The following is a 13894-nucleotide window of genomic DNA, read 5'->3' on the forward strand; positions in this document are numbered from 1 at the left end:
ATGGTCTTCGAGGGCTCGAGCGCCGCGATCTCCCACACCGGGAAGGTCCGCTCCAACAACCAGGACTCCGGATACTCCGGAGCCAACCTGTTCGTCGTCGCCGACGGCATGGGCGGCCACGCGGGCGGCGACGTCGCCTCCAGCATCGCGATCCAGCGCATGGAGCCCCTCGACCAGGCGTACGCCTCGACCGACGACGCGCAGGCGTCGCTGCAGGCTGCGGCCACGACGGCCGCCGGCGACCTGATCCGCGCCGCGAAGGACCGCCCTGAGCTCGCCGGACTCGGCACCACGCTCAGCGCGATCATCATGGTCGATGACTACGCCGTCATCGGCCACATCGGTGACTCGCGCATCTATCTCTTCCGCGACGACGCGCTGACGCAGATCACGGCCGACCACACCTTCGTGCAGCGGCTCGTCGACTCGGGTCGCATCACGCCGGAAGAGGCCCGCTACCACCCGCGGCGCTCGGTGCTCATGCGCGTGCTCAGCGACATGGACGCCGACCCCGAGCTCGACATGTTCGTCATGCACACCCTGCCGGGAGACCGCTGGCTGCTGTGCTCCGACGGGCTCTCCGGCGTCGTCGACGAGACCCACATCCTCAAGGCGATGCGCCTCGGCATGGCTCCGGGCCGCACGGCCGACAGCCTCCTCAAGCAGGCGCTCGACGGCGGCGCCCCTGACAACGTCACGATGGTGCTCGTCGACGTGGGCGGACAGCACGCGCTCTCGTCCGGCACGCCGACCATCGTCGGATCGGCCTCCAATCCGTCGAACATCGCGATCCCGGCCGCCCGCTCCGCGCTCAGCAACTGGCTGCACCCGGTGCGCCAGGCGGCGAACGAGCCGAGCCACTTCGAACCGGCCCCCGAGTACCTCGAGGAGCTGATCCAGGAAGACCGTCGGCGCGCACGTCGTCGCCGGTTCGGCTGGATCGCCGGGATGCTTCTGGTGCTCGTCATGCTGGGCATCGCCGCTTTCGCCGCCTACAGCTGGACCCAGACGCGCTACTTCATCGGCGCCGACGAGGACAGCGTCGTGATCTTCCAGGGCGTGCAGCAGAACATCGGGCCGATCACGCTGTCGACGCCGGTGCGCGACACCGACATCCTGCTCGCCGACCTGCCCGAGTACCAGCGCGCTTCGGTGGAGCGCACGATCAACGCCCGCTCCCTGTCGGATGCCGACGCCATCGTCGCGCGTCTCCAGGCGGGAGCCGACGCGAACGCGATCCAGCAGACTCCCCTGCCGACGCCGATACCCACGCCGACGGAGGGCGCAGGATGAGCGTCGACGTCGCCGCTGATACCAGCGTCATCAAGGCGCTGCGCGGGATCCGGATGCCGCAGACGCAGCGCAACCGGGAGTTCTGGCTGCTGCTGTTCGCCATCGTCATCAGCGGCGCATCGCTGACCCTCGTGCAGCTCGGCGCCCTCGGCACGGTCGACCCGATGATCCTCGCGATCGGCGGCGGGCTCGCCGTGCTCGCGTTCGCCCTGCACTTCGTGCTGCGCGCCGTGGCCCGCGACGCCGATCCGTTCGTGCTCCCGATCGCCACGCTGCTGACCGGGCTCGGCATCGCGATGATCTACCGGATCGACATCGCCAAGGCCTACACGGGCTGGGGCGCGTTCTCCACGAAGCAGCTCGCCTGGGCGGCGATCTCCCTCGCGGGGGCGATTGCCACCGTCATCCTGCTCCGCAACTACCGCGTGCTCTTCCGGTACACGTACATCTTCGGCCTCACCGGCATCGTGCTGCTGCTGCTGCCGTTCGTCCCCGGCCTGCGCATCCCCGACGCGAACGCGGCGGTGTGGGTGTCGCTGGGCGGCAACTTCGCCTTCCAGCCCGGAGAGCTCGCCAAGATCTGCCTCGCGATCTTCTTCGCCGGCTACCTCGTGCGCACGCGGGAGAGCCTGACCTCGGTCGGCACGCGCGTCCTCGGCATCACCTGGCCCCGCATGCGCGAACTCGGACCGGTGCTCGTGGTGTGGGTGATCTCGCTCGGCATCATCGTGTTCCAGCGCGACCTCGGCACCGGAACCCTCATCTTCGGCATGTTCGTGGCCATGCTCTACGTCGCCACGGGGAAGACCAGCTGGGTGCTGATCGGCCTCGGCCTGGTGCTCGCCGGAGCCGTCGTCGCCACCCAGGTGCTCAGCTATGTGCACGGCCGGTTCATCAACTGGCTGTTCCTGTTCGATCCGAGCCAGGTGAACCCCGAGAAGGAGGGGTACCAGCCGATGCAGGGGCTGTTCGGCCTCGCCCACGGCGGGCTCATCGGCACCGGCTGGGGCCAGGGCCGCCCCGAGGTGACCCCGCTCGCGCACAGCGACTACATCATCACCAGTCTCGGCGAGGAGATCGGTCTGATCGGGCTGTTCGCGATCCTCTGCCTGTACATGGTGTTCGTGAGCCGCGGCATCCGCATCGGCCTCGCCGGTCAGGACGACTTCGGCAAGCTGCTCGCCACCGGGCTGTCGTTCACGATCGCGCTGCAGGTGTTCATCATGGTCGGCGGCGTGACCCGCGTCATCCCGCTCACCGGACTCACCACTCCGTTCCTCGCCGCCGGCGGCTCCTCGCTGGTCGCGAACTGGCTGATCGTCGCGCTGCTGCTGCGGATCTCGGATGCCGTGCGCTCCCAGCCGAGGACGGTGATCGGATGACCAAGGAACTGCGCCGCCTCAGCATCGTCATGCTGTTCATGTTCATCTCGCTGTTCGCCGCGACCAGCTGGATCCAGGTCATCGACGCCGACGCGCTCTCCCAGAACGGCAACAACAAGCGCACGCGTCTGGACAGCTACGAGATCCAGCGCGGTTCGATCATCGTCGACGGGGTCGCCATCGCGTCGTCCGTGCCGAGCGACGACATGTACCAGTTCCAGCGCGTGTACACGGATGCCGCCATGTGGGAGCCCGTGACCGGCTACTTCAGCGCACCGCTGGACTCCCGCACCGGCATCGAGAAGGCCCTCAACACCGACCTCTCCGGCACGGGCTCGAACGCGTTCTTCTCGGAGATCGAGCGGATCGTCAGCGGTCAGCCGCAGACCGGCTACAGCGTGAAGCTCTCGCTGAACACGGCAGCGCAGCGCGCCGCCTACGAGGGACTGCAGGGACTCAAGGGGGCCGTCGTCGCCATCGAGCCCAAGAGCGGACGCATCCTCGCGATGGTGTCGACGCCCGGCTTCGACACGAACCTCCTCGCCACGCACGATGCGGATGCCGCGAACGCCGCCTTCGCGCAGCTCGAACAGGACCCGTCGAAGCCCCTGTCGAACCGCGCGATCGCGGGAGACCTCAACCCTCCCGGGTCGACGTTCAAGATCGTCGTGGCCGCGGCGGCCTTCGCGAGCGGCGACTGGACGCCGGAGTCGACGCTGCCGAACCCCGCGCGCTATCAGCTGCCCGGCTCGGACAACACGGTCTCGAACGCGTGGGGCGGCACGTGTGGCGGCGACGGCCCGACGGTGACGATCGCGGAGGCCGTGCGTCTCAGCTGCAACATCCCGATGGCGGAGCTCGCCGTCGCCCTCGGCGATGACAGGATCCGCGAGATGGCCGAGAAGTTCGGCTTCAACCAGAGCTTCGACACCCCGCTCACCTCCACCCCGTCCAGCTACCCCCGGGGACTCAACGACCCGCAGACCGCGCTCAGCGGTTTCGGTCAGGGTCAGGTCACCGCCACCCCGTTGCAGATCGCCATGGTGGCGGCTGGGCTCGCGAACGACGGAGTGGTCATGAACCCCCACATGGTGGATGCCGTGATCGGAAACGACCTGTCGGTCATCCGGTCGTACGACGACAGCGAGTTCGGCCGAGCAGTCGACGCGAGCGTGGCCGATCAGGTCACCGCCGCCATGGTGGCGAGCGTCGCTACGGGAGCGGCACAGGGTGCAAGAATAGACGGGATCGACGTGGCCGGTAAGACCGGTACCGCAGAGAACGGAAACAAGCCGCACACGTTGTGGTTCACCGGCTTCGCGCCGGCGGACGACCCCGCGGTGGCAGTTGCGGTCGTCGTCGAAGACGGCGGCGGAAAAGGGCAGTCCGGAAGCGGTGACACCATCGCCGCTCCGATTGCGAAGAAGGTCATAGAGGCGGTGCTGGGCAGATGAGACCGACGCAGGGTGTGTCGTTCGGTGGTCGCTACGAGCTGCAGTCGCGTATTGCGATCGGCGGCATGGGCGAGGTGTGGGAGGCGACGGATCACGTCATCGGACGCACCGTCGCGATCAAGATCCTCAAGGACGAGTACATGGGGGACCCCGGGTTCCTCGAGCGGTTCCGCGCGGAGGCGCGCCACGCCGCTCTCGTCAACCACGAGGGCATCGCGAGCGTCTTCGACTACGGCGAGGAGAACGGCAGCGCCTACCTCGTCATGGAGCTCGTGCCCGGCGAGGCACTGTCGACCATCCTCGAACGCGACGGCGCGCTGAGCGCCGACAAGACGCTCGACATCGTCGCGCAGACGGCATCCGCTCTGCAGGCCGCGCACGCCGCCGGCCTCGTGCACCGCGACATCAAGCCGGGAAACCTGCTGATCACGCCAGACGGCCGTGTCAAGATCACCGACTTCGGCATCGCGCGCATCGCTGACCAGGTGCCGCTCACCGCCACGGGCCAGGTCATGGGCACCGTGCAGTACCTCTCTCCGGAGCAGGCCTCCGGTCACCCGGCGTCTCCGGCGACCGACACCTACTCGCTCGGCATCGTCGCGTACGAGTGCCTCGCGGGCAAGCGTCCCTTCACGGGCGAGTCGCAGGTCGCGATCGCGATGGCGCAGATCAACGAGCAGCCCCCGCCGCTGCCGCCGACCGTGCCGATCCCGGTGCAGAACCTCGTCATGGCGATGATCGCCAAGAAGCCGGCGGATCGCCCGTCGTCCTCCGCGACCGTCGCCCGCGCCGCACAGGCGCTGCGACGGGGCGACCTGAACTCGGCCGCCATCGCCGTTCCCGCCATCGCGAACGGCGGCATCGCGGACGACGCGACCCGGATGCTGACGGCATCCGGAGACGACGGCGCGACGCGCATCCTGCCCACCACGGCGACCCTGCCCACCGGCGACGAGGTCGCCGAGGAGGAGGAGGGGAAGAAGAAGCGCAGCCCCTGGACGTGGCCGCTGATCGCGCTCATCGCGCTGCTCGTCATCGTCCTCGGCGGTGGACTCTGGGCGCTGTTCGGCCCGAAGGGCGGCGGAGACGCCGACCCGTCGAAGACGCCTTCGACCTCGGCGAGCCAGACGCCGAAGCCCACGAAGTCCGAGACTCCAGAGCCCACGACGGCCCCGGTCGACGTCGCCTCTCTGGGCCTCATCGGTCTGAGTTGCGACGAGGCGATCGGGATCGCCACACAAGCGGGACTCGTCCCGTCGTGCGACGTGGGGACGACCCCCGCTCCCACTGCTGAACAGGTCGGCACTGTCGAGCGTGTCAGCCCGACAGGTCTGCTCGAGCCCGGATCCGCGATCAGCATGACCTCCTTCGCAGGCCAGACGCCGATCGGCCAGCCCAAGAACGCTCCGACGTTCTCGGCCGCGACGACGATCATCGAGGGCGGCACGGCCACGCTGAACTGGACGAACTTCACGTGCCCGTCCGGCACCCCGAACCTGTCGTCCTACGAGGTCACCCTCACGAACGGCACGTTCACGGGCGGCAAGACGACCAGCAGCTTCGACCAGAACACGCGCAGCACCACGTTCACGGTCGACACCGGCAAGGCCGGTCAGGTCGTGACCGCGACGTACCGCGCGTTCTGCGGAGACCGTCCCTCCGACGTCTCGCCGCAGGGCCAGTCCACCGTGATCCTGCCCGCGGCTGAGACCGGCGGCAGCGATTCAGCAGGTTGACGGCTAGCGCATCGTAGGCTGAGAGCAGTTTCATCAGGTCGTATCAGGGGGTCAGTACGTGTCCACAGAGCCACGTGTTCTCGCGGGTCGGTACCGCGTCGACGAGCTCATCGGGCACGGCGGCATGGCCAAGGTGTACCGCGGCTATGACCTGACGCTCGGTCGCGACGTCGCCATCAAGATCCTCGACCCCGAGCTGGCACGCGACACGGCGTTCCGCACGCGGTTCCGGCTCGAAGCCCAGGCCGCATCGCGCATGTCGCACCCGTCGATCGTGCGCGTGTACGACGCCGGAGACGAGACCGAGGGCGACGGCTCGCTCGTCGTGCCGTACATCGTCATGGAGCTCATCAGCGGCACGCTGCTGAAGGACATCATCTCCGCAGGCCCTGTGCCCGTGGACGACGCGGTGCGCTACGCCGACGGCATCCTCGAGGCGCTGGACTACTCGCACCGCGCCGGCGTGGTGCACCGCGACATCAAGCCGGGCAACGTCATGGTCACCGACAAGGGCCAGGTCAAGGTCATGGACTTCGGCATCGCGAGGGCCGTGTCCGACTCCTCGTCGACCGTCGCCGAGACCACGCAGATCATCGGCACCGCCGCCTACTTCTCGCCGGAGCAGGCCAAGGGCGAGCCCGTCGACGCCCGTGCCGACCTGTACTCGACCGGCGTCGTGCTCTACGAGCTGCTCACCGGACGTCAGCCGTTCCGCGGTGAGTCCCCCGTGGCCGTCGCCTATCAGCACGTCAGCGAGACCCCCGTGCCGCCGACCGAGGTGAACGAGGACTCCCCCGGCGCCCTCGACCCGATCGTGCTCCGCGCCCTCGCGAAGGACCCGTATCAGCGCTACCCGGATGCCGCGCACTTCCGTGCCGCGCTCGACGCCGCCGTCGCGGGCCGTGCCCCGAGCCGCAAGGAGCTCGGCGCGCTCACCAGCGAGCTGTACGGACCGAGTCCGAAGCAGGCGCAGGAGACCGCGCGGTCGCTCCGCCAGCTCAGCACCGACACCACGATGGCCCGCACGCAGTCCGGACCGCCGGTCGCGTGGATCTGGGCAGGGGTCGCGCTGCTCGCCGTGCTCCTGGCATCCATCCTGTTCTGGGTGATCACGATCAGCCGTACCGACGACACACCTGTGACGGCGCGCACCGTGCCGAACCTCATCGATGTGGCCTCGGAGCGCGCTCAGGATGCGCTGAGCGATCTCGATCTGACAGCCAAGGTCGTGCTCGAATCGAGTTCCGAGATCGCCGAGGGCAACGTCATCCGCACCGATCCCAAGGCGGGGGTGGCCGTCGCCGAGGGCGACGAGATCACGCTCTACGTCTCGTCCGGCAAGGAGACGGTCGTCGTGCCGACCCTGAAGGGCCTGTCGCTCGCGGCCGCGAAAGACGCCCTGTCCGCGGCCGGCCTGCAACTCGGCACGGTGATCCAGCGCAACGACAAGAGCCTCGCCGCCGACACGGTGATGGAGGCCAGCGAGAAGGCCGAGTCCGAGGTGGCGCCCAAGACCGTCGTGAACCTCGTGGTCGCGAGCGGTCGGGTCACGCTCACCGATGTCACCGGCTGGACCCTGGATGCCGCGAAGACGCAGCTCGAGCAGATCGGACTGACCCCGACGGGCGTCGAGCTCTCCGACTGCCCCGCGACGGATCCGCCGACGGTCGTCTCGATGTCCTCCGCGCCCGGTGACGTGGCCGTCGGCTCGCCGATCGAACTGCGCTACTGCACGGGCTCCGCGGGCTGATCGCGCTGCCGTGACCGGTCGCTGAGCACGCTTGCGGGCACTGCAGCGTCTCAGCGCGAGGACTGCGGATGCAGCAGTTCGGCTCTGGCGACGGCATCCGCATCGCCGATCGAGGAGAGCCAGTTCGCGAGCAGCCGGTAGCCGCCCTCGGTGAGCACGCTCTCGGGGTGGAACTGCACGCCGACGATCGGCAGACCGACATGGGCGATCGCCATGACCGTCCCCGTATCGGCGTGCGCCGTTGCGCGCAGTTCATGGGGCAGTGCAGACTCCGCCACGGCGAGCGAGTGATAGCGCCCGACGTCGAACGGAGAGCGGATGCCGTCGAACAGCGCCGAGCCGTCGTGCACGACCGGCGACACCATGCCGTGCATGAGCTCCGGGGCCTCCGTGACCGGCGCACAAAAGGCCTCGGCGATGCACTGGTGCCCGAGGCAGACGCCGAGCAGCGGCATCCCCGTCTTCGCGGCGATGCGCACGGCGTCGATCGAGGCGCCGGCGTCGGAGGGCGCCCCCGGCCCAGGGGAGAGCATCACCCCGTCGAACGCGGGCATGAGCGACTCGAGTCCTACCGCGTCGACCGCGTCGGCCTCGATCATCTCGACGTCGGCGCCGAGCTCTCGCAGGTAGCCGACGAGGGTGTGCACGAAGCTGTCGTGGTTGTCCACGACGAGCACGCGCGTCATTCGACGTCGACCTCGCCCGGGGTGATGAAGGGGCTGACCCACGGGAACACGAACCAGAACAGCGCGTACAGGACGGCCGCGACGAGCACGAGCAGGATGAAGAGCCTCAGCCACCACGGACCGGGCAGCAGGCGCCAGAGTGCGGCGTACATGATTCCTCTCGTTCCCTACACCGACGGCGCGGCCGGGGGCGGCGGCGGATCGGTCAGAGCCTTGGGCGGACCCTCGGCGCGCGGCTGGAAGCTCTCGAAGACACCGTAGGCGACGATGCGCTCGGCGAGCGAGTACAGAGGGGAGCAGGCTGTCAGCGTGATGTACTGCTCTCCGGTCTCGACGCCGGGCACCTGCGGCACGTCGAGCAGCACGTCCGTCTGCGTCGGCTTGACGTACTCGAGCGTGCGGAAGCGGTAGGTGAACCAGCCGTCGGGCGTCTCGACGACGATCGCGTCGTTCAGCTGCAGCTTGTCGAGCTGATTGAACGGCTTGCCCCACGTGGTGCGGTGCGCGGCCATCGCGAAGTTGCCGATCTCGCCCGGCATCTTCGAGTCGGTGTAGACGCCGATGCCGAGCTTGTCGAGGGTTCCCGCGCGGGTGGTGCCGCCGTAGATGCCCTTGTTGTAGTCGGCGCCGAAGCGCGGGATGTGCATCTGACCGAGCTGCTCGGTGTTCGCAGGCTTCGCGGGCACGACAGGCGCGTAGACGGTCGTGCCGTCGTCCTTCTCGACGAGCGGCGGAAGCTCGGGAGTCGGCGCCTCCGCCCACTCCTTGGAGATCGCCGCGCCCTGGTCGTTCTTCTCCGCGCTGATGATGATGTCGCCGATCCACATCTGCCAGGCGACGAAGAGCAGCACGAGCACGCCTGCGGTGAGCAGAAGCTCACCGAGCACGCTCGTGAATGTGGCGCGCGAGCGGGGACGGCGATGACGCCTGCGTCGCTCCCCCGAGACGACGGATGCACTCATGCCGCTGATACTATCCATGATTCCTGTGCGGATGCCGCGCTCTCGACCCCCGGATTCTCGGCGCTGCGAGGAGTCGTGGGTAGAATGACGGCATGGCACGAGACCGCAAGACAGAAGAACCCGAAGTGACGCGCGCCGAAGGCGACGCTGCGCCCAACGCGGTGTGGTTCAAGCCCGTGATGATCGGCTTCATGCTGCTGGGTCTGGCCTGGATCCTCGTCTTCTACATCTCCGGCATGGCGTTCCCGATCCCCGGTCTCGGCAACTGGAACCTGGCCATCGGCCTCGGCATCGCGCTGATCGGCTTCCTCATGACCACGCGGTGGCGCTGACCGCATCCTCTTCCTGAGAAGAAGGCCCCCTCGATGACGAGGGGGCCTTCTTCGTTTCCGCCCGCCCGCCCGCCCGAGCGAGCGCAGCGTTGCGATGCGACGCAACCGCCTCCTTCTCCTGCCTGAGCGAGTGCGGCGATGCGACACAAGGGCGCAGGGATGTTCCCGGAGCGAGCATCGGGAGGGGCCCGCGAAGCGGGAGGGATCCCGCTCTGCGGGCGAAGGGAACATCCCTGCGCCCGTCCCCCGTAAAACTCAAGAGTGAGAGTTATCCACAGATCTCTCCACAGCTGGGGAGAATTACACCGGTGTTATTCACAGGGGTTAACAACCCTGTTAACAACTCTCGATCAGGCCAAAAGCACGAGCGGCGGAACGACGAACACCACAACGATCAACAGAATGGTGATAACTGCGAGCAGAACGATCTGCCATACGCGCTGCTCGCGGCGGCGCGTGCGCGTGTACACGAACGCGACGAGAGCGCCCGTGATGATGCCGCCGAGATGCGCCTGCCACGAGATGCCGCCGGCGAAGAGCCCGAAGGCGAAGTTCACGCCGAGGATGATCAGGATGCCGGTGACGTTGCCGCCGAGGTGGCGCCCGATGATGAGCAGCGCGGCCATCAGACCGAAGATCGCGCCGGACGCCCCGACGAGCCCGTTGAGAGGAGCGAGGCACGCGGCGACCACCGAGCCGCCGAGGCCGCTGATCAGATACAGGGCGAGGAAGCGGCTCCTACCCAGCATGGGCTCGACGATCTGCCCCAGCATCCACAGCGCGAGCATGTTCAGCGCGAGGTGGATGAAGCTGCCGTGCACGAACAGCGCGGTGAGCAGACGCCAGGGTTCGAAGGGGAAGACCGAGAGGTTCGGGTACAGATAGACGGAACGGAAGTAGAGCAGGTCGGTGATCTGGTCGCCGAAGCCGCCCGGGATGAGCTGCAGCAGCCCGATGAACGACGTGACCGCGAGGAGCGCGTAGGTCACGACCGGCCTGCCGCTGCGGGTGGCGGTCGCGATCGCGCCGCCTCCGCCCCAGCGCCGCGCGGCCTTCTTCTGCGCGGGGGTGCGGTTCTTGCGATCCTCTTTCATGCACTCGGGGCAGATGACCCCGACCGCGGCCTGGGTCTGACACTCGGGGCAGACCGTGCGCATGCACCGCTGGCAGAGCACGAAGCTCTGCCGATCCGGATGCCGATAGCAGTAGTTGTCGCGATTGCTCGTGAACTCGGAGCTCGTCATCCGGATCGGCTCGCTCGGCGTCAGGCCGCGACGATGTCGATCGACTGCAGCACGACCGGCTCGATCGGGCGGTCGCCCGCTGCGGTCGGCACGGCGGCGATCGCGTCGACGACGGCCTTGGAGGCGTCATCGGCGACCTCGCCGAAGATCGTGTGCTTGCCCTGCAGCCACGGCGTCGGGTCGGTGGTGATGAAGAACTGCGAGCCGTTGGTGCCCTCGACCTCGCCGGTGATGGCGTTGCGGCGCAGGCCGGCGTTGGCCATCGCGAGGATGTAGGGCTCGTTGAAGTTGAGCTCGCCGTTGATCTCGTCGTTGAAGTTGTAACCGGGACCGCCGACGCCCTGACCGAGCGGGTCGCCGCCCTGGATCATGAAGTTCGGGATGATGCGGTGGAAGATGACGTCCTTGTAGAGGGGACCCTCGCCCGGCTTGCCGGTGGCGGGGTGCGTCCAGTCCTGGGTGCCGTCGGCGAGGCCGACGAAGTTCTTGACCGTCTTCGGAGCGTGGTCGCCGAAGAGGTTGATGACGATGTCACCGTGGTTGGTGTGGAGGGTTGCGACATGAGAAGCGTGAGCCATGCCCACATTCTCGCAGAGCTTCCGGTGAGTTTGCCCGGGTTTCATGCCGCTTCCAGCATGGCGTGGCAAGATGGTGAACCCGTACTCCAAACGACAGGAGAGCATCGTGAGCCTCAGCCGCAAGCGGAAGAAGGAACTGCGTCGTCTTCAGAACGACGCGAACCAGCTCTGGGAGAACCAGCAGGTGCTCGTCGGCCACGCCGCCGATGTCGCCCGTGAGGCCGGTCGTCAGCTCGGCAACTTCAATCGCGAGCAGGTGGTCCCCGTCGTCCAGGACACGTACAACCGTCGCGTCGCACCGGTCGTCGACCAGGGTGTGCGCTTCGGCAAGCACGTCGTCGACGAGAAGGTCGTCCCGATCGTCGGCGGAGTCGTCGGCACCGCTCTGAGCGCCTGGGATGTCGCGAACGCGAAGCGTCACGGCCTGAGCGCCCCGCGCGGCCGCGCCGTCGTCGTCACCGAGAAGAAGGGCCCGGGTCTCGGCTCGGTCGTCGCCCTGATCCTCGGCGCCGCGGCAGCCGTCGGCGTGCTCTACGCCGCATGGCAGGCGCTGCGCGCAGACGACGAGCTGTGGGTCGCCGACGACCCGCTGTCCGCTCCCGACGCGTGACTCGGACCGGTCGTTGAGCGAGGACGCCGCAGGCGACCGAGACGAAACGCCCCATTCCCGGGTGCGGGATGCCGCGGCATCCCGCGGTCTCGACATCGAGATCCGTGAGCGCCCGCAGGCGAAGAGCCTGTTCGAGGCTGCCGAGCTGCTCGGACTCGACCCTTCGGGGATCGTGAAGACGCTGGTCGTGAAGCGGTCGGACGACACCTACCTCTTCGCCCTGGTGCCCGGCGGCCGGTCGATCTCATGGCCGAAGCTGCGCGCCGTCGTGGGCGTCAACAAGCTGCGCCTGCCGGAGCCCGAACTGGCTCTGGCCGCCACCGGATACGAGCGCGGCACCATCGTGCCCATCGGCAGCACCACGGACTGGCCGATCTACGCGGACGAGTCGATCGTCGGCCGACGCATCGCGATGGGTGCGGGCGCCCATGGCTACAGCCTGTTCGTCGACGCCGATGACCTCATCTCCGCGTACGACGCGACGGTCGCCGACATCACCGTGCCGGAGGAGCCGCGCGGCTGATCGGCGCGCGGAGTGCGTGTCGTCTCGCTGCGGTCGCTCAACGACCGGGGAAGGCACCACCGGTCGTTGAGCGAGAGAGCGCCAGCGACCGAGACGAAACGCCTCACCCGTCCGCGCGACCTCGGAGGACGCCCAACGACGGGGTCAGAGGATGCCGGCCATTCTCAGCGCGATGTCGACGAGCTTCACCCGTTGGAGCCCTGCGACGGCGTCGCGGGGGAACCACTCCGCCATGTCGGTCGACCCCTCGGTCTCGAAGCGCAGCTTGCCGCCGGTGACGCTCGCGCGGTAGACGATGCGCAGGGTGTGCAGCGGCGAGTCCGACTTCTGCACACGCTGGGTGGCGGGGATCACGCGGGAGTGGATGCCGAGCAGCTCGCCGACCTTGACGGAGTACCCGGTCTCCTCGCGGAGCTCGCGGCGCACGGCCGCCTCGGGGTCCTCTCCGGCTTCGAGTCCGCCGCCGGGCATGGTCCACGCGACGCGGCGTCCGTCGATCCAGCGCGCCAGAAGGATCCGGTCATCGTCATCGGTGACGACCGCGTATGCCGCGACGCGCATGTCCATGGCTCACACGATATCGTCCTCGTCATCGACGACGACGCTCCCGTCGCGAAAGGTCCCGGAAAGACGGGATCTGAGCGGGACCTTTTGCGACGGGAGCCCCGGCCTGCGCGATCGATCAGGAATCGAGAAGCGGCACGCTCGTCGGCGTACGTACGCTGAGGTCATCACCGATCGAGAGGACACTCCCATGGCCGACAACGAGAAGAACTTCACCGCCGAGGAACGCGACGCCATGAAGGCGGCCGCCGCCGAGAAGAAGACCGCGCGCTCCCGCGCGAAGAAGACGCCGGAAGAGGCCCGGGCCGAGGGGGAGGCCGACCTCAAGGCGGCGATCGCGAAGCTCTCCGACGACGACCGGGTGATCGCAGAGGGCCTGCACGCCCTGGTGTTCGAAGCCGCCCCTCACCTCGTCCCGCGGACGTACTACGGCATGCCCGCGTGGGGCAAGGATGGCAAGGTGCTGTGCTTCTTCCAGCCCGCGAGCAAGTTCAAGACCCGCTACGGCACGTTCGGGTTCGAGCAGCCCGCACAGCTCGACGAAGGCACGATGTGGCCGGTGGCCTACGCCGTCCTCGAGCTCGACGAGGCGAACCGCTCGTTCCTCGCCGAGCGGATCCGCCTCGCGGCCGGATGACCTCTCCGCATGGGGTAGGGTCTTCTCCATGACCAATTGGTATGCGTATTTCGAGTCGGCTCTGGAGGGGCCGTCGCGACACTGACGCGTACCGACACCTTCAGAGCCGACAGGGTAGAGCATCCGCTCTGCCCTTCGCCGTT

Annotated in this window: 15 protein-coding genes; 9 read left to right on the forward strand and 6 right to left on the reverse strand. The window is 68.1% G+C overall.

Annotated features, from left to right (window positions below; all coding sequences use genetic code 11):
• The 5 genes from ACFVRO_RS03700 to pknB are packed head-to-tail and all read left to right on the forward strand — an operon-like array spanning position 1 to position 7615.
• Positions 1 to 1293 (forward strand): PP2C family protein-serine/threonine phosphatase, encoded by a 1293-nt coding sequence (locus ACFVRO_RS03700; protein WP_386949399.1) that lies wholly within the window; start codon positions 1 to 3, stop codon positions 1291 to 1293.
• Complete coding sequence (locus tag ACFVRO_RS03705) at positions 1290 to 2675, forward strand: FtsW/RodA/SpoVE family cell cycle protein (protein ID WP_105673426.1); 1386 nt, start codon at positions 1290 to 1292, stop codon at positions 2673 to 2675. Before ACFVRO_RS03700 ends, ACFVRO_RS03705 begins: the two co-directional genes overlap by 4 nt.
• Complete coding sequence (locus ACFVRO_RS03710; RefSeq protein WP_386949402.1) at positions 2672 to 4129, forward strand: peptidoglycan D,D-transpeptidase FtsI family protein; 1458 nt, start codon at positions 2672 to 2674, stop codon at positions 4127 to 4129. The genes ACFVRO_RS03705 and ACFVRO_RS03710 overlap by 4 nt, the downstream gene beginning before the upstream one ends.
• The gene (locus tag ACFVRO_RS03715) at positions 4126 to 5865 is read left to right on the forward strand and encodes a protein kinase (RefSeq protein ID WP_386949405.1); all 1740 of its coding nucleotides are present in this window, start codon (positions 4126 to 4128) and stop codon (positions 5863 to 5865) included. Before ACFVRO_RS03710 ends, ACFVRO_RS03715 begins: the two co-directional genes overlap by 4 nt.
• Before the next feature lie 58 nt (positions 5866 to 5923).
• Positions 5924 to 7615 (forward strand): Stk1 family PASTA domain-containing Ser/Thr kinase, encoded by a 1692-nt coding sequence (gene pknB, locus ACFVRO_RS03720; RefSeq protein WP_341940769.1) that lies wholly within the window; start codon positions 5924 to 5926, stop codon positions 7613 to 7615.
• A gap of 50 nt (positions 7616 to 7665) precedes the next feature.
• Here the strand turns inward: pknB and ACFVRO_RS03725 are convergent, their stop codons facing one another.
• The 3 genes from ACFVRO_RS03725 to ACFVRO_RS03735 are packed head-to-tail and all read right to left on the reverse strand — an operon-like array spanning position 7666 to position 9263.
• A complete protein-coding gene (locus ACFVRO_RS03725) occupies positions 7666 to 8301 on the reverse strand; it encodes an anthranilate synthase component II (RefSeq protein ID WP_386949408.1) in 636 nt (211 codons plus the stop codon).
• Entirely contained in the window at positions 8298 to 8453 is a 156-nt protein-coding gene (locus ACFVRO_RS03730) for a DUF4175 domain-containing protein (protein WP_146114275.1), read from the reverse strand. Before ACFVRO_RS03730 ends, ACFVRO_RS03725 begins: the two co-directional genes overlap by 4 nt.
• 15 nt (positions 8454 to 8468) lie before the next feature.
• Positions 8469 to 9263 (reverse strand): class E sortase, encoded by a 795-nt coding sequence (locus ACFVRO_RS03735; protein WP_386949410.1) that lies wholly within the window; start codon positions 9261 to 9263, stop codon positions 8469 to 8471.
• 92 nt (positions 9264 to 9355) lie between these two features.
• Here ACFVRO_RS03735 and ACFVRO_RS03740 point away from each other — a divergent pair, with 92 nt between their 5' ends.
• Positions 9356 to 9595 carry a cell division protein CrgA gene (locus ACFVRO_RS03740; protein ID WP_105673420.1) on the forward strand — a complete coding sequence of 80 codons (240 nt, stop codon included), beginning with the start codon at positions 9356 to 9358 and terminating at the stop codon, positions 9593 to 9595.
• A gap of 350 nt (positions 9596 to 9945) precedes the next feature.
• Here ACFVRO_RS03740 and ACFVRO_RS03745 read toward each other — a convergent pair whose 3' ends face one another.
• Positions 9946 to 10839: a rhomboid family intramembrane serine protease gene (locus ACFVRO_RS03745; RefSeq protein WP_105673419.1), complete on the reverse strand. Its 894-nt coding sequence runs from the start codon at positions 10837 to 10839 to the stop codon at positions 9946 to 9948.
• A gap of 20 nt (positions 10840 to 10859) precedes the next feature.
• Positions 10860 to 11417 carry a peptidylprolyl isomerase gene (locus ACFVRO_RS03750; protein ID WP_105673418.1) on the reverse strand — a complete coding sequence of 186 codons (558 nt, stop codon included), beginning with the start codon at positions 11415 to 11417 and terminating at the stop codon, positions 10860 to 10862.
• Between the two features lie 106 nt (positions 11418 to 11523).
• Here ACFVRO_RS03750 and ACFVRO_RS03755 point away from each other — a divergent pair, with 106 nt between their 5' ends.
• Complete coding sequence (locus ACFVRO_RS03755; protein WP_386949413.1) at positions 11524 to 12027, forward strand: DNA helicase; 504 nt, start codon at positions 11524 to 11526, stop codon at positions 12025 to 12027.
• Between the two features lie 61 nt (positions 12028 to 12088).
• Positions 12089 to 12550, forward strand: coding sequence for an aminoacyl-tRNA deacylase (locus ACFVRO_RS03760; RefSeq protein WP_386951586.1), 462 nt, complete (start codon positions 12089 to 12091; stop codon positions 12548 to 12550).
• Positions 12551 to 12694: 144 nt separating this feature from the next.
• On the opposite strand, the gene ACFVRO_RS03765 is transcribed toward ACFVRO_RS03760, so the two are convergent.
• A complete protein-coding gene (locus ACFVRO_RS03765) occupies positions 12695 to 13117 on the reverse strand; it encodes an NUDIX hydrolase (RefSeq protein WP_105673417.1) in 423 nt (140 codons plus the stop codon).
• 187 nt (positions 13118 to 13304) lie between these two features.
• On the opposite strand from ACFVRO_RS03765, the gene ACFVRO_RS03770 reads away from it, so the two are divergent.
• On the forward strand, positions 13305 to 13751 hold the full coding sequence (locus ACFVRO_RS03770; protein ID WP_386949416.1) for a hypothetical protein: 447 nt from the start codon (positions 13305 to 13307) through the stop codon (positions 13749 to 13751).
• The last annotated feature ends 143 nt before the right edge of the window (positions 13752 to 13894 follow it).

It is taken from the genome of Microbacterium sp. NPDC057944 (genome assembly GCF_042887445.1).
Lineage (GTDB): Bacteria > Actinomycetota > Actinomycetes > Actinomycetales > Microbacteriaceae > Microbacterium > Microbacterium natoriense.